General features: G+C 57.9%; 16 protein-coding genes. 11 read left to right on the top strand and 5 right to left on the bottom strand.

What is annotated here, in order from left to right; genetic code table 11:
* Positions 1-4: 4 nt before the first annotated feature.
* Positions 5-544: a D-glycero-beta-D-manno-heptose 1,7-bisphosphate 7-phosphatase gene (gene gmhB / locus ASG55_RS24365; protein WP_164488352.1), complete on the top strand. Its 540-nt coding sequence runs from the start codon at positions 5-7 to the stop codon at positions 542-544.
* 84 nt (positions 545-628) lie between these two features.
* On the top strand, positions 629-1,408 hold the full coding sequence (locus ASG55_RS24360; RefSeq protein WP_056791126.1) for a lysophospholipid acyltransferase family protein: 780 nt from the start codon (positions 629-631) through the stop codon (positions 1,406-1,408).
* Between the two features lie 170 nt (positions 1,409-1,578).
* Here the strand turns inward: ASG55_RS24360 and ASG55_RS24355 are convergent, their stop codons facing one another.
* On the bottom strand, positions 1,579-3,114 hold the full coding sequence (locus tag ASG55_RS24355) for a sensor histidine kinase (RefSeq protein ID WP_056791123.1): 1,536 nt from the start codon (positions 3,112-3,114) through the stop codon (positions 1,579-1,581).
* A 164-nt stretch (positions 3,115-3,278) separates the two neighbouring features.
* Between ASG55_RS24355 and ASG55_RS24350 the strand changes: the two genes are divergently transcribed.
* Positions 3,279-3,998 (top strand): response regulator transcription factor, encoded by a 720-nt coding sequence (locus ASG55_RS24350; RefSeq protein ID WP_056791120.1) that lies wholly within the window; start codon positions 3,279-3,281, stop codon positions 3,996-3,998.
* Positions 3,999-4,056: 58 nt separating this feature from the next.
* Here the strand turns inward: ASG55_RS24350 and gyrB are convergent, their stop codons facing one another.
* The 4 genes from gyrB to dnaA are packed head-to-tail and all read right to left on the bottom strand — an operon-like array spanning position 4,057 to position 10,264.
* Positions 4,057-6,474 carry a DNA topoisomerase (ATP-hydrolyzing) subunit B gene (gene gyrB / locus ASG55_RS24345; protein WP_024014948.1) on the bottom strand — a complete coding sequence of 806 codons (2,418 nt, stop codon included), beginning with the start codon at positions 6,472-6,474 and terminating at the stop codon, positions 4,057-4,059.
* A 5-nt stretch (positions 6,475-6,479) separates the two neighbouring features.
* The gene (gene recF / locus ASG55_RS24340; protein WP_056791117.1) at positions 6,480-7,583 is read right to left on the bottom strand and encodes a DNA replication/repair protein RecF; all 1,104 of its coding nucleotides are present in this window, start codon (positions 7,581-7,583) and stop codon (positions 6,480-6,482) included.
* 14 nt (positions 7,584-7,597) lie between these two features.
* On the bottom strand, positions 7,598-8,701 hold the full coding sequence (gene dnaN / locus ASG55_RS24335; RefSeq protein ID WP_016772390.1) for a DNA polymerase III subunit beta: 1,104 nt from the start codon (positions 8,699-8,701) through the stop codon (positions 7,598-7,600).
* Between the two features lie 39 nt (positions 8,702-8,740).
* Positions 8,741-10,264 (bottom strand): chromosomal replication initiator protein DnaA, encoded by a 1,524-nt coding sequence (gene dnaA, locus ASG55_RS24330; protein ID WP_024014947.1) that lies wholly within the window; start codon positions 10,262-10,264, stop codon positions 8,741-8,743.
* A 566-nt stretch (positions 10,265-10,830) separates the two neighbouring features.
* On the opposite strand from dnaA, the gene rpmH reads away from it, so the two are divergent.
* The 8 genes from rpmH (at position 10,831) to ASG55_RS24300 (ending at position 18,662) form a co-directional block, all read left to right on the top strand.
* The gene (gene rpmH, locus ASG55_RS26620) at positions 10,831-10,965 is read left to right on the top strand and encodes a 50S ribosomal protein L34 (protein WP_003213577.1); all 135 of its coding nucleotides are present in this window, start codon (positions 10,831-10,833) and stop codon (positions 10,963-10,965) included.
* Positions 10,966-10,981: 16 nt separating this feature from the next.
* Positions 10,982-11,383: a ribonuclease P protein component gene (gene rnpA / locus ASG55_RS24325; protein ID WP_056791338.1), complete on the top strand. Its 402-nt coding sequence runs from the start codon at positions 10,982-10,984 to the stop codon at positions 11,381-11,383.
* Complete coding sequence (gene yidD, locus ASG55_RS26615) at positions 11,376-11,621, top strand: membrane protein insertion efficiency factor YidD (protein WP_027901580.1); 246 nt, start codon at positions 11,376-11,378, stop codon at positions 11,619-11,621. Before rnpA ends, yidD begins: the two co-directional genes overlap by 8 nt.
* 2 nt (positions 11,622-11,623) lie before the next feature.
* Complete coding sequence (gene yidC / locus ASG55_RS24320) at positions 11,624-13,303, top strand: membrane protein insertase YidC (protein WP_041476523.1); 1,680 nt, start codon at positions 11,624-11,626, stop codon at positions 13,301-13,303.
* A gap of 81 nt (positions 13,304-13,384) precedes the next feature.
* The gene (gene mnmE, locus ASG55_RS24315; RefSeq protein ID WP_056791115.1) at positions 13,385-14,755 is read left to right on the top strand and encodes a tRNA uridine-5-carboxymethylaminomethyl(34) synthesis GTPase MnmE; all 1,371 of its coding nucleotides are present in this window, start codon (positions 13,385-13,387) and stop codon (positions 14,753-14,755) included.
* 551 nt (positions 14,756-15,306) lie between these two features.
* Positions 15,307-17,205 carry a tRNA uridine-5-carboxymethylaminomethyl(34) synthesis enzyme MnmG gene (mnmG, locus tag ASG55_RS24310; RefSeq protein WP_056791112.1) on the top strand — a complete coding sequence of 633 codons (1,899 nt, stop codon included), beginning with the start codon at positions 15,307-15,309 and terminating at the stop codon, positions 17,203-17,205.
* Positions 17,202-17,846, top strand: a complete 645-nt coding sequence (rsmG, locus tag ASG55_RS24305) for a 16S rRNA (guanine(527)-N(7))-methyltransferase RsmG (protein WP_056791110.1) — start codon at positions 17,202-17,204, stop codon at positions 17,844-17,846. The genes mnmG and rsmG overlap by 4 nt, the downstream gene beginning before the upstream one ends.
* Before the next feature lie 18 nt (positions 17,847-17,864).
* Entirely contained in the window at positions 17,865-18,662 is a 798-nt protein-coding gene (locus tag ASG55_RS24300; protein WP_016772400.1) for a ParA family protein, read from the top strand.
* Positions 18,663-18,669: the final 7 nt, after the last annotated feature.

Here is an 18,669-nt window from a genome sequence, read left to right as displayed (position 1 = left end):
GGGATTGCTGTTGAAACTGCTGATTCTCGATCGTGACGGCGTGATCAATTACGACTCCGATGCCTACATCAAGTCGGTGGAGGAGTGGATCCCGCTGCCCGGCTCGATCGAAGCGATCGCGCAGTTGAGCAAGGCCGGCTGGACGGTGGCGGTGGCCACCAACCAGTCGGGCATTGCTCGTGGCTATTACGACCTCGCCACCCTCGAGGCCATGCACGCGCGCCTGCGCGAGCTGGTCGCGGAGCAGGGCGGTGAAGTCGGTTTGATCGTGTATTGCCCGCATGGCCCGGATGAAGGTTGCGATTGCCGCAAACCGAAACCGGGAATGCTCAAAACCATTGCCGAGCATTACACGGTGCCGTTGACCAACGTCTGGTTCGTCGGCGACAGCCTTGGTGACCTGGAGGCCGCCAAAGCCGTCGATTCACAGCCAGTTTTGGTGAAGACCGGGAAAGGCGAAAAGACTCAGGGTAAAACCCTGCCGGTTGGCACCCTGATTTTTGACGATCTGGCGGCGATTGCCGCAGAACTTATCCACAACTAGAGTACTTCTGAATTTCCTGGCCAGGGATTGCTCGGGAGTGCGCTTGAACAGTCGGGGCATTGCCCCGTAACGGTAACCGTCGCCATGTCGATACTGCGGGCCTTCAGAATCTTTATTTTTTACCTGCTGCTGGGCACAACAGCGTTGCTGTGGTGCAGTCTGAGCTTTTTCATCGCGCCGTTTCTGTCCTTCAAGGCGCGCTATCGTTTCATCAACGTGTACTGGTGCCGTTGCGCCCTGTGGCTGACCAAGGTTTTCCTTGGCATCCGCTACGAAATCAAAGGCGCGGAAAACGTGCCTGACCGGCCCTGCGTGATTCAATCGAACCATCAGAGCACTTGGGAGACCTTCTTTCTCTCCGCTTATTTCTCGCCATTGAGCCAAGTGCTCAAGCGCGAATTGCTCTACGTGCCGTTCTTCGGCTGGGCCATGGCAATGCTGCGCCCGATCGCCATTGACCGCGACAACCCGAAGGCCGCGCTCAAACAAGTCGCGGCTAAAGGCGACGAGCTGCTCAAGGACAACGTCTGGGTGCTGATCTTTCCCGAAGGCACACGAGTCCCCTACGGCACTGTCGGAAAATTCTCTCGCAGTGGCAGTGCGTTGGCGGTGAATGCGGCGCTTCCTGTGCTGCCGATTGCACACAATGCCGGCAAATTCTGGCCAAAAATCGGCTGGGGCAAACAGGCCGGAGTGATCACCGTGGTCATCGGCGAACCGATGTATGCCGAAGGCAGCGGGCCGCGCGCCATCGCTGATCTGAATGACCGTGTGCAGGCGTGGAACGAGAAAACCCAGCGTGAAATGGGCTCGCTGCCACCGGCGCCACAGGCACCGGCAGCGAGTGACCAGCTGGCTGTCTGAATTTTGTGGATAACCTGTGTACGCTTTTGCTAAAAAAGACCGCAATTGTTTTCTAACTTATTGATTTTCATAGATATTTATAAATTTATGAATTGAACAAAATCGGTGCATAAGTTTTATTCGGATGTAAAAAAACCGGCCGTTATAGCCGGTTTTTTTGTGCCCCTTTTTCATTCAGCGAGCAGCGGCAACTCGATAAGGAAAGTGGTTCCCGCATCGACCACGCTACGACACTCAATCGTACCGCCATGATGATCAATCACGGCTTTGACCATCGACAAACCCAAGCCCACGCCGTCGATGCCTTGGGCCGAAGAGAAACGCCGATACTGGCTGAACAGGTCAGGCAATTCATCGGCGGCAATGCCCTTGCCCTGATCGGTCAATTCGCAGCGCAGCCACTGTCCAGCACAGCTGACCTGCAGTTGCACAGTGCTGTCTGCGGGGCTGTACTTGATCGCGTTTTCCAGCAGGTTGAACAGGGCGCGCGTCAGCAATCCCTGATCGGCCAGAATCAGCCGCTCCTGGCATTGCTCATCGACCTCGTTGAGCAGCTCGATGCGTTTCTGCTGGGCGATCGGCAACGCCTGATCGAGCACATCCAGTACCAGCATGGCGAACAATGTCGGGCGGAACTGGTAGGTTTCGGATTCAGCCCGCGCCAACAAGACAAAACCATCAGTCAGATCCAGCGCGCGGCGCACCTGACGCTCAATCTGCTCGAACAGCGGCGCATCAGCACCCGCCTGGTGACGATGCACATCCAGCAGGGCGAGGATCGCCGAATGGGGGGCGCGCAGGTCGTGGGAAAGAAAACGCAGCAGGACGCCGCGCTGCTCCTCAGCCGCACGCTCGGCACTCAAGTCCGTCAGGCTGAGCAGCCAACCGATCGGCGTATCGCCGTCGACCGGCAGCAGCGCCGCTCTTTCCAGGCGCAGACTGCGTTCCCTGTGATCGCGAAATTCCAGCAGCGGCAGGGTGGCCAGCGGCGGCCGCGGCGCTGTGGATAATTCCGGATAGCCGAGCCGTGCCAGTTGATCGAGTACGTCATCGCCCACCAGCGGATCCTCGAACAACTCGCGCGCCTTGCGATTGCCCAGCAGGATCTTGCCCAGCGGATCACTGATCAGCGTCGCCACCGGCAGGTATTCCAGGCCATCGGCAATGAACCGCCGGGTGTCGCGGGTGCGGCTCATGGCTTGTTCGAGCGCCATGATCTGGCCCTGCAAACGGTCGGCACCGGTGAAGCGGGTCCGCCGACGTTCAGGGAAGACTTTCGGTTCGCTGTCCAGACGTGCCAGCTCCCAGCCGAAATACGTCAGCACAACACTCAAGCGTCGCCAGTTCCAGATCAGGTAACCGAACAACATCCCCAGGGCTGCTGGCGTTGGCGACCACCAGTAGCGGACTTCGGCCAGCAGGGCGCTGGCGATCAGCGCACAGGCCATACCCACCAAGGTTACCCACAGCGCCCAACGCGGCCGCCACAGCAACAATCCCAGCACACTCGCGACCATCGCCACCGACAACAGTGCGCCGGGCGCTGGCGACGGATTGTGCAGATTGATCTGGGCGCGATAAGACAACAAGGCAGTCAGCGGCAACAGCACTAAACTTATCCACAACCACTCGCGCACCAGCCGGCGGAACAGACGCTGGACCTGGCTCGGCTCACGACTTTCACGTCGGCGTTGAGTTTTATGCATGAGGCACAGGGCAGGGCAGTGGGAATGGTTTCATAGGTCTCAGGTCTGAGGCGTAGACCCGAAGAATCATAGCGGACGTCGACCAACGACGGGCTGCTTCTTTCATCGCGGCCGGGGAGTCGCTATTGTCGACATCCCAGCCCCAGCGACAAGGAACACCGCCGATGCGCGTTGCCATTCTGGACGACGAACCTGCCGAACTGCGCCGGGTCGAGCAAACCCTGGAGCAAATGGCCGAAGCTGGCGAACAGCCGTGGTCGCTGCACAGCTTCGAGCGCGGCGAAGACTTGTTGCGCCAGTTGCGCCGGGAAACCTTCGACCTGTTGATTCTCGATTGGCAACTTCCTGATCTCACGGGCCTGGCACTGCTGCGCTGGACCCGCGAACACATGGACGCGCCACCTGCGGCGATCATGCTCACCAGCCGCGACGGCGAAAGCGATATCGTTCAAGCCTTGAATGCCGGGGCTGACGATTATGTCAGCAAGCCGTTTCGCCCCAATGAGTTGAAGGCGAGGGTGGCTGCGGTATTGCGTCGGCATAGCCAACCGCGCAGCGCGGCGCGCGAAATACAGACGTTTCACGATCTGACTTTCGACGACGCCGAACTGACCGTCACCCGTGAAGGCAAACCGATCCTCATGACCGAACGCGAATACCGCCTGGCGCGTTGCCTGTTCAGCAACCTGGGGCGGCCATTGTCGCGGGATTACCTGTACGAGCGCTTCTGGCCGAACGAGGAGACAACTTCTTCGCGGCCACTGGATACGCATATCTACCGATTGCGCAACAAGCTCGGGCTGACAGCGGATCGGGGTTGGCAGTTGCTGACAATTTATGGGTATGGGTATCGGTTGGAGAGTGTCGGCACTGGGAATGAGTGAGGCAACAAAAAAACCCCGGCATTGGCCGGGGTTTTCCATGAGCGGGTAGCAAACAGGATCAGAAGTCCAGGTTGGAAACCGCCAGTGCGTTGCTCTCGATGAAATCTCGGCGAGGTTCGACCGCATCACCCATCAGGGTGTTGAAGATCTGGTCTGCACCGATGGCGTCTTCGATGGTGACTTTCAGCATGCGCCGCACGCTTGGGTCCATGGTGGTTTCCCACAGCTGATCCGGGTTCATTTCGCCCAGACCTTTGTAGCGCTGGATGGTGTGGCGCTTGGTGCTTTCGGCCATCAGCCAGTCGAGGGCTTCCTTGAACTCGGTAACGGCTTTCTTGCGCTCGCCACGCTGGATGTACGCGCCTTCATCGAGCAGGGTGCTCAGTTGCGCGCCCAGGGTGACCACGGTTTTGTAGTCGTTGCTGCCGAAGAAGTCGCGGTTGAAGGTGACGTAGTTCGACAGACCGTGGGAGATCAGTTCGACCTCTGGCAGCCAGACGCCACGTTCGCGATCCTCACGCAGGCTGGCCTTGTAGACCAGACCCGACTTCTCGTTGGTACGCAGACGGACTTCATACTGCGCCAGCCACTCTTGCATCGCCGCGTGGTCGCCCAGGGTTTCCAGACTGACGGCCGGCAGATAGATGAAGTGCTCGGTCAGCTCCTGAGGGTACAGACGCGACAGACGCTTGAGGGTCTTCATCACCATGCGGAAGTCGTTCACCAGACGTTCCAGCGCTTCGCCGGAAATGCCCGGGGCTTCTTCGTTCAGGTGCAGGCTTGCATCTTCCAGGGCCGACTGCGTCATGTACTCTTCCATGGCGTCGTCGTCTTTGATGTATTGCTCTTGCTTGCCTTTTTTGACTTTGTACAGCGGTGGCTGGGCGATGTAGATGTAGCCACGCTCGATCAGCTCGGGCAACTGACGGAAGAAGAAGGTCAGCAGCAGGGTACGGATGTGCGAACCGTCGACGTCAGCATCGGTCATGATGATGATGTTGTGATAGCGCAGCTTGTCGATGTTGTACTCTTCGCGACCGATGCCACAGCCCAGCGCGGTGATCAGCGTGCCCACTTCCTGGGACGAGATCATCTTGTCGAAACGGGCTTTCTCGACGTTGAGGATCTTGCCCTTCAACGGCAGGATCGCCTGGGTCTTGCGGTTACGTCCCTGCTTCGCAGAACCGCCCGCGGAGTCACCCTCCACCAGGTACAGTTCGGACAGCGCCGGGTCTTTTTCCTGGCAGTCGGCGAGCTTGCCCGGCAGACCGGCGATGTCCAGCGCGCCTTTGCGGCGGGTCATCTCACGGGCCTTGCGCGCGGCTTCACGGGCACGGGCGGCGTCGATCATCTTGCCGACTACCAGCTTGGCTTCGTTCGGGTTCTCCAGAAGGAAGTCGGAGAAGTATTTGCCCATCTCCTGTTCCACTGCAGTCTTCACTTCGGAAGACACCAGCTTGTCTTTAGTCTGCGAGCTGAACTTCGGATCCGGCACTTTCACCGAGATGATCGCGGTCAGGCCTTCACGAGCGTCGTCACCGGTGGTGGCGACTTTGTGCTTCTTCGCCAGACCTTCCTGCTCGATGTAGTTGTTCAGGTTACGCGTCAGTGCCGAGCGGAAGCCCACCAGGTGAGTGCCGCCGTCGCGCTGCGGAATGTTGTTGGTGAAGCACAACAGGTTCTCGTTGAAGCTGTCGTTCCACTGCAGGGCGATTTCCACGCCGATGCCGTCTTCACGCTGGATGTTGAAGTGGAACACCTGATTGACCGCAGTCTTGTTGGTGTTCAGGTATTCAACGAACGCACGCAGGCCGCCTTCGTACTTGAACAGCTCTTCCTTGCCGCTGCGCTCGTCCTTGAGGACGATGCCGACACCGGAGTTGAGGAAGGACAGTTCACGAATGCGCTTGGCGAGGATGTCCCAGCTGAAGTGAATGTTCTTGAAGGTTTCGCTGGAAGCCTTGAAGTGGATCTGGGTACCGGTGGTTTCGCTGTCGCCAACGATGGCCATCGGTGCCTGAGGCACGCCGTGGACGTAGGTCTGTTCCCAGATCTTGCCACTGCGGCGAACGGTCAGGACCAGTTCTTCGGACAGCGCGTTCACCACCGACACACCTACGCCGTGCAGACCGCCGGATACTTTGTAGGAGTTGTCGTCGAACTTACCGCCAGCGTGGAGGACGGTCATGATGACCTCTGCGGCGGAAACGCCTTCCTCTTTATGCACGTCTACCGGGATGCCACGACCGTTGTCTTTAACGGTGATGGATTCGTCCGGGTGAATGATGATGCTGATGTCGTCGCAATGGCCGGCGAGGGCTTCGTCGATCGAGTTGTCGACCACCTCGAACACCATGTGGTGCAGACCGCTGCCATCGTCGGTGTCACCAATGTACATACCGGGACGTTTGCGTACGGCATCCAGGCCTTTCAGCACTTTAATGCTCGTTGAGTCGTACGTATTTTCTTCGCTCAATGCCTTCACTCCCGATGGTCGTGGGTCTGGGTGATACGGCCCTGTTCCACGTGGAACAAAGCGACTGGCGTTTCCGTCTGCCAGCCTTCCCTCAGTAATTCGTGATCTACACAGGTGATAAACACCTGGCAGCGTAAGTCTTCCAGCAAGCGGCATAGCGCGCGACGGTGGCTCTCGTCCAGCTCGGACGGCAAGTCATCCACCAGATAAATACACTGTCCGCGACGGGCCTGGCTGACCAGGTGCCCTTGGGCAATCCGCAGTGCACACACCACCAACTTCTGCTGACCCCGGGACAAAATGTCCGCGGCATTGTGTGCGCCCAATCTGAGACGCAAATCAGCTCGTTGCGGTCCGGCCTGGGTGTGCCCCATCTGCTGGTCCCGTTGTACGGAAGCGGCGAGTACGGCGCTCAATTCGCGGTCCTTGTCCCAGCCTCGGTAATAGCTGAGCGTCAAACCCTCGAGCTCAACCAGTTCGCTCAAGGTCTGTTCGAAGACCGGTTTCAAGGCTGTGATGTAAGCGCGGCGGTATTCATCGATTTCAGCGCTGGCCTGGCACAGTTCCCTGTCCCAAACCGCTTGCGAAACGGCGTCAAGTGTACCATGCCGCAGCCAGGAGTTTCTCTGGCGCAGCGCCTTCTGCAAACGCTGCCAAGTGGCCATGAAACGCGGTTCGACGTGGAACACGCCCCAGTCGAGAAACTGCCGGCGAATCTTCGGTGCGCCTTCCAGCAGACGGAAGCTGTCCGGGTTGATCAACTGCAGCGGCAGGATCTCCGCCAACTGCGCAGCGCTACGGGCGTTCTGGCCGTCGATGCGAATCTGGAACTCGCCCTGACGGTCGCGGGAAATCCCCAGCGCACTGTGTCCGCCTTCAGCCAGCTCAACCTGACCGAATACGGTACAGGCAAGCTGTTCGTACTGAATGACGGGCAACAGCCGCGTGCTGCGAAACGAACGGGCAAGCCCCAGCAGATGAATGGCTTCCAGAACACTGGTTTTGCCGCTGCCGTTGGCGCCGTAAAGAATGTTGATGCGGGGGGAGGGGGAGAAGGTCACCGGGTGCAGATTGCGCACCGCGGTGACCGAAACACGACTTAACGACATTCAGGATCAGCTGATTACAGACGCATCGGCATGACAACGTAAGCCGAATCGTCATTGTCGGACTCTTGCACCAGCGCACTGCTGTTGGAGTCGGACAGGATCAGGCGAACCTGCTCGGTGGTCATCACGCCCAGCACGTCGAGCAGGTAGCTGACGTTGAAGCCGATCTCCAGCGAGCCGCCGTTGTATTCAACGCCCACTTCTTCTTCCGCTTCTTCCTGCTCCGGGTTGTTGGCCTGGATCTTCAACTGACCGCTGGCCAGTTGCAGACGGATACCGCGGTACTTCTCGTTGGACAGAATCGCGGTACGGCTGAACGCTTCACGCAACGCCTGACGATCGCCGAGTACCAGCTTGTCACCACCTTTCGGCAGGACGCGCTCGTAATCCGGGAATTTACCGTCGACCAGTTTCGAGGTGAAAGTGAACTCGCCAGTGGTGGCGCGGATGTGGTGCTGGCCGAGGACGATGCTGACATTGCCATCCGGCTCGGTGAGCAGACGCGCCAGTTCGAGGATACCTTTGCGCGGCACGATCACCTGATGGCGATCCGGCTGACCGATATCGGCCTGCATCGAGCACATCGCCAGACGGTGTCCGTCGGTGGCCACGGCGCGGATCACACCAGCGGAAACTTCCAGCAGCATGCCGTTGAGGTAGTAACGCACGTCCTGCTGGGCCATGGCGAAGCTGGTGCGTTCGATCAGACGACGCAGTTTGCTTTGCTCCAGGCTGCAGGTCAGCGAGCCCGGGCCTTCTTCGACGGTCGGGAAATCGTTGGCCGGCAGGGTCGACAGGGTGAAGCGGCTACGGCCGGCCTTTACCACCAGCTTCTGCTCGTCGACCTTGATGTCGATCAGCGCATCGTTGGGCAGGCTTTTGCAGATATCCATCAGCTTGCGCGCCGGCACGGTGATGGAACCGGTTTCGGCCGGCTCTTCGAGTTGCACACGACCGACCAGCTCGACTTCCAGGTCGGTACCGGTCAGCGACAGTTGCTGGCCTTCGACGACCAACAGCACGTTGGACAGTACCGGCAAGGTCTGTCGGCGCTCGACGACGCCTGCGACCAGTTGCAGGGGTTTCAACAGGGCTTCGCGTTGAATGGTGAAATGCATGGTCTAGTCCCTTGCCTTAATAAGCTGCGCTGGTGTTCATCAAGTGGTCAGTGTACGCAGCAGGTTCTTGTAGTCCTCGCGGATGTCCGCGTCGGATTCCTTAAGTTCGTTGATCTTGCGGCAGGCGTGCAGCACGGTGGTGTGGTCGCGGCCGCCAAACACATCGCCGATTTCCGGCAGGCTGTGGTTGGTCAGTTCCTTGGACAACGCCATGGCCACCTGACGCGGACGAGCCACCGAGCGCGAACGGCGCTTGGACAGCAGGTCGGAAATCTTGATCTTGTAATACTCGGCGACGGTGCGCTGAATGTTATCCACAGAAACAAGTTTGTCCTGCAACGCCAGCAAGTCTTTCAGGGATTCGCGAATCAGCTCGATGGTGATGTCGCGGCCCATGAAGTGCGAGTGAGCGATCACACGTTTCAGCGCGCCTTCCAGCTCACGAACGTTCGAGCGGATGCGCTGGGCGATGAAGAACGCGGCGTCATGGGGCAACTCGACTTTGGCCTGATCGGCCTTCTTCATCAGGATCGCCACGCGGGTTTCCAGTTCCGGCGGCTCGACCGCAACGGTCAGGCCCCAGCCGAAGCGGGATTTGAGGCGTTCTTCAAGGCCTTCGATTTCTTTCGGGTAGCGGTCACTGGTGAGAATGACCTGCTGACCACCTTCAAGCAGCGCGTTGAAGGTGTGGAAAAACTCTTCCTGGGAACGCTCCTTGCGGGCGAAGAACTGAATATCGTCGATCAGCAAGGCGTCCACCGAACGGTAGAAACGCTTGAATTCGTTGATGGCGTTCAGTTGCAGCGCTTTGACCATGTCGGCCACGAAACGCTCGGAATGCAGGTACACGACCTTGGCATTCGGATTCTTCTTTAATAGATGGTTGCCCACTGCGTGCATCAAGTGGGTTTTACCCAGGCCGACGCCACCATAAAGGAACAGCGGGTTATAGCCGTGCTTGGGATTGTCCGCCACCTGCCAGGCCGCCGCACGGGCTAGCTGGTTGGATTTACCTTCAACGAAGTTTTCGAAGGTGAACGTGCGATTCAGGTAACTGGTGTGCTTGAGCGCACCTTCTACCTGCACGGTGCGCTGCTCCGCGCGAACCGGGGCCTGCTGCGAAGCAGCACCCGCCATCGGGTCGAAGCTGTCGCGGGAAGGCTCTTCGCTGACTTCAGCGGCCTTCTGTGTGGAACGCTTGGCCGGAGCAGGGGCTGGCGTCGGTGCCGGATTGCTCGCTGGCACATTATTGGCCTGCGCCTGAGCAACCTGCGCGGCCGCCAGCGGCGCATTGGGTGCGGCACGAGGTGCCGAGCTGCGCTTGCTGCCTATTAACAAGGACAGCGCCGGCGTCGAGCCATTGCCGTGCTCATCCAGCAGTTCAAGAACGCGGCCCAGGTACTTTTCGTTGACCCAGTCCAGCACGAAACGATTCGGTGCGTAGACGCGCAACTCGTCGCCTTCGGCTTCGACCTGTAGTGGACGGATCCAGGTGTTGAATTGTTGGGCAGGCAGCTCTTCGCGCAAAAGCTCCACGCACTGCTGCCAAAGTTCCACTGACACGGATATCCCCTAAGTTGAAAGCCGGTGAGGCAAAAACAAGCGGCCATTGTAGCGGCGAGCGGTTCACTTATCCACATGCAGGTAGGTCCATCGCCATCATTTATCAATGCGTTAACGCATTAAAAGGCGACCAACGGCACATGAATAAGCCCTGTGGATAAACGCCTCTGAGGGCACTGGACAACTGGGGGTTAAACCCGGTGGATAACCAGCCTGTGGATAACAAGCCCTTTCACACACAGCTTTTCCGATAGCGCAGCACAGGCTGAACACGGTTTTCCACTGTAGTTGTCATTCTCTGTACACCCCGTAGAATAAGGCCCCATGGCAGTTATCCACAGAAGATGGTGTGTCTAGCTTTTACAAGCTTTACAGAAAAGCTTTAAATAATTCCCTTCTTTATTTCTATATCTAGCTGACAGGCTTTCGAGCTCAAACCCTGCCCTGATCTATTTATAAGGAAACGCTGGTTGGAAATTGACCTGAAGGCTTGCTTTCTCTAGAATCCCCGGTCTCTTAAAACGGGGGCCATTCCGGCCCGTTGTGGACGAACCAGGTAACACGACATGAAACGTACTTTCCAACCAAGCACTATCAAACGCGCTCGTACCCACGGTTTCCGTGCTCGCATGGCTACCAAGAACGGCCGCGCAGTCCTGTCGCGTCGTCGCGCCAAAGGTCGTGCGCGTCTGGCAGTTTGATAATCCGGTACTGGAGGTGAGTCAGGACTTCAGTCGGGAAAAGCGTCTGCTTACCCCCCGGCATTTCAAGGCAGTCTTTGACTCCCCTACCGGCAAGGTTCCGGGGAAAAATCTCCTGCTCCTTGCACGCAACAACGATCTTGATCACCCCCGTCTCGGGCTGGTTATCGGGAAAAAGAGCGTAAAGCTCTCCGTTGAGCGCAATCGCCTCAAACGTCTGATGCGCGAATCGTTCCGTCTGCACCAGGATTCACTGGTCGGCTGGGACATCGTTATCGTCGCGCGCAAAGGTTTGGGTGATGTAGAAAACCCCGAATTGATTCAGCATTTCGGCAAACTCTGGAAGCGTCTGGCACGCAACAAGCCCGTTCCGGCAGTCAACACCGAAACTGTAGGGGTAGACAGTACCGATGCGTAAACTGGCCCTCGTTCCGATCCAGTTTTATCGCTATGCCATTAGTCCTTTAATGGCCAGCCACTGTCGCTTCTACCCCAGTTGTTCCTGCTACGCGTATGAAGCCATTGAAAATCATGGCCTTCTGCGCGGTGGCTGGCTGACCTTTCGTCGTTTAGGTCGCTGTCATCCGTGGAATCCCGGTGGTTATGACCCGGTTCCACCTGTCCCTACCTCCCGTTCTTCTTCGATGGCCGAGTAATCATGGATATCAAACGCACGATCCTGATCGTCGCCCTGGCAATCGTGTCCTACGTCATGGTTCTTAAATGGAACCAGGATTATGGTCAGGCTGCCCTGCCGACTCAGAATGTTGCTTCCAGTACGACTACATCCGGTTTGCCGGACACCGCCACTGGCACAAATGCTGCCAGTGACGATATTCCGCGCGCCGCCAGCGATACCAGCGCACCTGCCGAAACGCCGGTCGCCGCCAGCAAGGATCTGATTCAGGTCAAGACCGATGTGCTCGATCTGGCGATCGATCCACAGGGTGGCGACGTTGCGCAACTGACTCTGCCTTTGTATCCACGTCGTCAGGATCGTCCTGACGTTCCGTTCCAGCTGTTCGATAACGGCGGCGAACGTGTATATCTGGCGCAAAGCGGTCTGATCGGTACCAACGGCCCGGATGCAAACCCGGCCGGTCGTCCGGTTTATTCCTCGGAGAAGAAGGTTTACCAACTGGCTGACGGTCAGGATCAACTCGTCGTTGACCTGAAATTCAGCAAGGACGGCGTCAACTACATCAAACGTTTCACCATGAAACGTGGCCTGTACGACGTCGCTGTCTCCTACATTGTGGATAACCAGAGCGCTCAGCCCTGGAACGGCGCAATGTTTGCCCAGTTGAAGCGCGACGCCAGCGCTGATCCTTCGTCGACCACGGCTACTGGCACCGCGACTTACCTGGGCGCCGCCCTGTGGACAAGTTCCGAGCCGTACAAGAAAGTGTCGATGAAGGACATGGACAAGGCGCAGCTCAAGGAAACCGTCACCGGTGGTTGGGTAGCCTGGCTGCAGCACTACTTCGTGACCGCGTGGATTCCGGCCAAGGGCGAGAACAATATCGTCCAGACCCGTAAAGACAGCAAAGGCAACTACATCATCGGTTACACCGGTCCGACTCTGACCGCTGCTCCAGGTGCAAAAGTTGAAACCAGCGCTGTGCTGTACGCAGGTCCGAAAAGCCAGGCTGTGTTGAAAGAGTTGTCCCCAGGTCTGGAACTGACCGTCGACTACGGCATTCTGTGGTTCATTGCCCAGCCGATCTTCTGGCTGCTGCAACATATCCACGCCATTGTCGGTAACTGGGGCTGGTCGATCATCTTCCTGACCATGCTGATCAAAGGGATCTTCTTCCCGCTGTCGGCCGCCAGCTACAAATCGATGGCGCGCATGCGTGCCGTGGCTCCGAAACTGGCTGCGCTGAAAGAGCAACATGGCGATGACCGGCAGAAAATGTCGCAGGCCATGATGGAGCTGTACAAGAAAGAGAAGATCAATCCACTGGGCGGCTGCTTGCCGATCCTCGTGCAGATGCCGGTCTTCCTGTCGCTGTACTGGGTTCTGCTGGAAAGCGTGGAAATGCGCCAGGCGCCGTTCATGCTGTGGATCACTGACCTGTCGATCAAGGATCCGTTCTTCATTCTGCCGATCATCATGGGCGCAACCATGTTCATCCAGCAGCAGCTGAACCCGACGCCTCCGGATCCGATGCAGGCGAAGGTCATGAAAATGATGCCAATCATCTTCACCTTCTTCTTCCTGTGGTTCCCGGCGGGCCTGGTACTGTACTGGGTTGTGAACAACTGCCTGTCGATTGCACAACAGTGGTACATCACGCGTAAGATCGAAGCGGCGACGAAAAAAGCCGAGGCGTAACTTGCACTGTGGATAACACCACTCAAAGCGCCCCCTAGTGGGGCGTTTTGCTATCTGCCACTTTTGTCTGGATGCCGCTTTATGAGCACACCCCGTGAAACCATCGCCGCTGTCGCCACCGCTCAAGGGCGCGGCGGTGTGGGCATCGTCCGTATTTCCGGGCCGTTGGCCAGCGTTGCGGCAATAGCCATCAGCGGCCGAGAACTGAAACCACGTTACGCCCATTACGGGCCGTTTTTCAGTGACGACCAGCAGGTGCTGGACGAAGGTCTGGCTTTGTATTTTCCGGGTCCGAACTCGTTTACCGGCGAAGACGTCTTGGAATTGCAGGGCCATGGCGGCCCGATCGTTCTGGACATGTTGCTCAAGCGTTGTCTGGAACTGGGCTGCCGTCTGGCCCGTCCAGGTGAATTCAGCGAGCGCGCCTTCCTCAATGACAAACTCGATCTGGCCCAGGCCGAAGCAATTGCCGATTTGATCGAAGCCAGTTCTGCACAGGCTGCGCGCAATGCACTGCGTTCCTTGCAAGGAGCGTTCTCCCAGCGTGTGCATAACCTGACCGAGCAGTTGATCAGCCTGCGAATCTATGTCGAAGCGGCCATCGACTTTCCGGAAGAAGAAATCGACTTCCTTGCCGATGGCCATGTGCTGAGCATGCTCGACAAGGTACGCGATGAATTATCCACAGTGCTGCGCGAAGCCGGGCAGGGCGCATTGCTGCGCGATGGCATGACCGTAGTGATCGCCGGCCGACCGAATGCCGGCAAGTCCAGCCTGTTGAATGCTTTGGCGGGGCGTGAAGCTGCGATCGTCACCGAGATCGCCGGCACCACGCGGGACATTCTGCGCGAACATATCCACATCGACGGCATGCCGTTGCATGTGGTGGATACCGCTGGTCTGCGCGATACGGACGATCAGGTGGAAAAGATCGGCGTGGAACGGGCGCTCAAGGCCATCACAGAAGCCGATCGGGTGTTGTTGGTCGTCGATGCGACAGCGCCGGAAGCAGCAGATCCGTTTGCCCTGTGGCCGGAGTTCCTCGAACCCCGGCCCGATCCGGCGAAAGTGACCCTGATCCGCAACAAGGCGGACCTGACGGGTGAAGCGATTGCCCTGGAAGTCAGCGAGGATGGCCACGTCACCATCAGCCTCAGCGCCAAATCGGCGGGTGAGGGGCTGGAATTGCTGCGCGAACACCTCAAAGCCTGCATGGGCTACGAACAGACCTCGGAAAGCAGTTTCAGCGCACGCCGCCGGCATCTGGAAGCGCTGCGCCACGCCAGTGCAGCACTGGAACACGGTCGCGCACAATTGACGCTGGCCGGGGCCGGTGAACTGTTGGCTGAAGATTTGCGTCAGGCACAGCACGCTCTGGGTGAAATCACCGGGGCATTCAGCTCGGATGATTTGCTTGGAAGGATCTTCTCCAGCTTCTGCATCGGCAAATAACCCTCCTGCTATTCACAGACAGGTCCGTTCGCGACCTGTCTGCTTCCCTCTTTTCTAAAATCCTCCAAGAGTGCCGGGCAGATTTTTTCTCCCTGAGCGGTTTTCGGCTGCCCGGTACCTCTTCCTCCATCAAATTTCTGTGGATTAAGCCCTGTGAATAACTGCCACTGAGGGCAGTTGATAACAGGGCCTCAAAACTGGAGATAACCCACGCTGTGGATAACCACCCCTTTCATCCACAGGCTTACACCGGTTATCCAAGGGCCTCATTGCCACATGAGCACAGGGTTTTTAATCTCTGTACACGCTGAAAAATAAGGTCTGTAGCGATCTATCCACAGAAAAGTGGTTCAGTAAGAATAAACATAAAAACAAAGGTTTTATAAATTTCTCTCTTTTTTATTTTTTTAACCTCGAGTTCTCCACAGCTGGTTAAATTTTGTGCAAAGGGTTCTTTAGAAAGGGCGAAGTCCCTATACTTGCCGACCAGGTCCAGAAACCTGGTTTCAATATTTCCTGAATGACCTACTTAAGCAGGCACGAGGTGCGTGGTGGATTTCCCTTCCCGTTTTGAAGTGATCGTCATCGGCGGCGGTCATGCCGGTACCGAGGCAGCACTGGCGTCAGCACGCATGGGGGCAAAAACCCTGTTGCTGACGCATAACGTGGAAACCCTCGGCGCCATGAGTTGCAACCCGGCCATCGGTGGCATCGGCAAAAGCCATCTGGTCAAGGAAATCGATGCCCTCGGCGGCGCGATGGCCATGGCTACCGACAAGGGCGGCATCCAGTTTCGTGTGTTGAACAGCCGCAAAGGCCCGGCAGTACGGGCCACCCGTGCGCAAGCCGACCGAATTCTCTATAAGGCCGCTGTCCGCGAAATCCTGGAAAACCAGCCAAACCTGTGGATATTTCAACAGGCTGCTGACGACCTGATTGTCGAGCAGGAGCAAGTCCGTGGTGTCGTCACACAGATGGGTCTGCGTTTCTTCGCCGATTCCGTGGTGTTGACCACCGGTACATTCCTCGGCGGACTTATCCACATCGGTTTGCAGAATTTCTCTGGCGGTCGCGCCGGTGATCCACCGTCGATTGCTCTGGCTCACCGTCTGCGTGAGTTGCCATTGCGTGTCGGGCGCCTGAAAACCGGTACACCGCCGCGTATTGATGGCAAATCTGTGGATTTCTCGGTGATGACCGAGCAGCCGGGTGACACTCCGATCCCGGTGATGTCGTTCATGGGCAGCAAGGAGCAGCATCCGCGCCAGGTCAGTTGCTGGATTACCCATACCAATGCGCGTACCCACGAAATCATCGCGGCGAATCTTGATCGTTCGCCGATGTATTCCGCTGCCGGTGAAATCGAAGGTGTCGGCCCGCGTTATTGCCCGTCGATCGAAGACAAGATTCATCGCTTTGCCGACAAGGAAAGCCATCAGGTGTTCATCGAACCGGAAGGTCTGACCACCCATGAGCTGTATCCGAACGGGATATCCACAAGCCTGCCGTTCGACGTGCAATTGCAGATCGTGCAGTCGATCCGCGGTATGGAAAACGCGCACATCGTGCGTCCGGGTTATGCGATCGAGTACGACTACTTCGATCCCCGCGATCTGAAGTACAGTCTGGAAACCAAAGTCATCGGCGGTCTGTTTTTCGCCGGGCAGATCAACGGCACCACCGGTTACGAAGAAGCTGGCGCTCAAGGTCTGCTCGCCGGCGCCAACGCCGCGCTGCGGGCGAAGGGCAAAGAGGCCTGGTGTCCGCGCCGCGATGAAGCGTACATCGGCGTTCTGGTCGACGACCTGATCACCCTCGGTACCCAAGAGCCGTATCGCATGTTCACGTCCCGCGCCGAATACCGCCTGATTCTGCGCGAAGACAACGCCGACCTGCGTCTGACCGAAAAAGGTCGCGAACTCGGTCTGGTCGATGACGCGCGCTGGGCGGCCTTCTGCAAGAAACGCGAAAGCATCGAGCTTGAAGAACAGCGCCTGAAAAGCACCTGGGTTCGGCCGAACACCCCGCAGGGCGATGCGATTGCCGAGAAATTCGGCACGCCGCTGACCCACGAATACAACCTGCTCAACCTGTTGAGCCGTCCGGAAATCGACTACGTCGGTCTGGTCGAAGTGACCGGGCAGGGCGCCGAAGATCCACAGGTCGCCGAGCAGGTTGAGATCAAGACCAAGTACGCCGGTTACATCGACCGCCAACAGGACGAAATCGCCCGTCTGCGCGCCAGCGAAGACACGAAATTGCCTGTGGATATCGATTACACCAACATCTCCGGTCTGTCCAAGGAGATCCAGAGCAAGCTCGGCGCCACACGTCCTGAAACGCTGGGCCAGGCTTCGCGGATCCCGGGCGTGACCCCGGCAGCGATTTCGCTGTTGATGATTCATTTGAAAAAACGCGGCGCGGGCCGTCAGTTGGAGCAAAGCGCTTGAGTGCCAGGGTCACTTCGCAACACGCCGAAGAGTTATCCACAGGAGCCCGCGAGCTCGGTGTCAATCTCACAGAAACTCAGCACGCATTGCTGCTGGGTTATCTGGCCCTGTTGATCAAATGGAACCAGGCCTACAACCTGACCGCTGTGCGCGATCCGGACGAAATGGTTTCGCGGCACTTGCTCGATAGTCTCAGCGTGATGTCGTTTATCGAAAACGGTCGCTGGCTCGATGTCGGCAGTGGTGGTGGCATGCCTGGTATTCCGCTGGCGATCCTGTATCCGGACTCGCAGGTGACCTGTCTGGACAGCAATGGCAAGAAAACCCGCTTTCTGACTCAGGTCAAACTGGAGCTGAAGCTGGATAACCTGCAAGTTATCCACAGTCGCGTCGAAGCGTTTCAGCCTGCGCAACCATTCAACGGGATCATTTCCCGGGCCTTCAGCAGCATGGAAAACTTTACCAACTGGACGCGTCACCTCGGCGATGCCGATACACGCTGGCTGGCAATGAAGGGCGTTCATCCGGCCGATGAGCTGGTAGCATTGCCGGCAGATTTCAAACTCGATAGCGAACACGCCCTGGCCGTCCCCGGTTGCCAAGGCCAACGCCATCTGCTGATACTGCGCCGCACGGCATGATTGGGAACACAAGCAAGAATGGCTAAGGTATTCGCGATAGCGAACCAGAAGGGTGGTGTGGGCAAAACCACCACCTGCATCAACCTCGCAGCATCCCTGGTCGCGACCAAGCGCCGGGTGCTGTTGATCGATCTCGATCCACAGGGCAACGCCACCATGGGTAGCGGTGTGGATAAACATGGTCTGGAAAACTCGGTCTACGATCTGCTGATCGGTGAATGCGACCTGGGTCAGGCCATGCACTTCTCCGAGCACGGCGGTTATCAATTGCTGCCGGCCAACCGCGATCTGACCGCGGCCGAAGTGGTGCTGCTGGAAATGCAGATGAAGGAAAGCCGTCTGCGCAGCGCGCTGGCGCCGATCCGTGACAACTACGATTACATTTTGATCGACTGCCCACCGTCGCTGTCGATGCTCACACTCAACGCACTGGTCGCCGCTGACGGGGTGATTATCCCCATGCAGTGCGAATACTTTGCGCTGGAAGGTTTGAGCGACCTTGTGGATAACATCAAGCGCATCGCCGAGCTGCTCAACCCGAACCTGAAAGTCGAAGGCCTGCTGCGGACCATGTACGACCCGCGCTTGAGCCTGATGAACGATGTTTCGGCGCAGCTCAAGGAGCACTTCGGCGATCAGCTGTACGACACGGTGATCCCGCGCAACATTCGCTTGGCCGAAGCACCGAGCTACGGCATGCCGGCGCTGGCTTACGACAAGCAATCGCGTGGTGCCCTGGCCTATCTGGCTCTGGCAGGCGAGATGGTTCGTCGTCAGCGCAAAAATTCACGCATTGCTGCTGCTCAGCCAACTTAAGGAATCC

This window comes from Pseudomonas sp. Leaf434 (genome assembly GCF_001425545.1).
Lineage (GTDB): Bacteria > Pseudomonadota > Gammaproteobacteria > Pseudomonadales > Pseudomonadaceae > Aquipseudomonas > Aquipseudomonas siliginis.
Note: the sequence above shows the minus strand (reverse complement) of the source record. Positions and strands in the feature narration are given on the sequence as shown.

Excerpts from the sequence above, each read along its gene's own strand:
- ASG55_RS24360 (WP_056791126.1), top strand. The coding sequence starts at position 629 with ATGTCGATACTGCGGGCCTTCAGAATCTTTATTTTTTACCTGCTGCTG.
- ASG55_RS24355 (WP_056791123.1), bottom strand. The coding sequence starts at position 3,114 with ATGCATAAAACTCAACGCCGACGTGAAAGTCGTGAGCCGAGCCAGGTC.
- ASG55_RS24350 (WP_056791120.1), top strand. The coding sequence starts at position 3,279 with ATGCGCGTTGCCATTCTGGACGACGAACCTGCCGAACTGCGCCGGGTC.
- yidD (WP_027901580.1), top strand. The coding sequence starts at position 11,376 with ATGCGTAAACTGGCCCTCGTTCCGATCCAGTTTTATCGCTATGCCATT.
- mnmE (WP_056791115.1), top strand. The coding sequence starts at position 13,385 with ATGAGCACACCCCGTGAAACCATCGCCGCTGTCGCCACCGCTCAAGGG.
- dnaN (WP_016772390.1), bottom strand. The coding sequence starts at position 8,701 with ATGCATTTCACCATTCAACGCGAAGCCCTGTTGAAACCCCTGCAACTG.
- ASG55_RS24300 (WP_016772400.1), top strand. The coding sequence starts at position 17,865 with ATGGCTAAGGTATTCGCGATAGCGAACCAGAAGGGTGGTGTGGGCAAA.
- rpmH (WP_003213577.1), top strand. The coding sequence starts at position 10,831 with ATGAAACGTACTTTCCAACCAAGCACTATCAAACGCGCTCGTACCCAC.
- yidC (WP_041476523.1), top strand. The coding sequence starts at position 11,624 with ATGGATATCAAACGCACGATCCTGATCGTCGCCCTGGCAATCGTGTCC.
- recF (WP_056791117.1), bottom strand. The coding sequence starts at position 7,583 with ATGTCGTTAAGTCGTGTTTCGGTCACCGCGGTGCGCAATCTGCACCCG.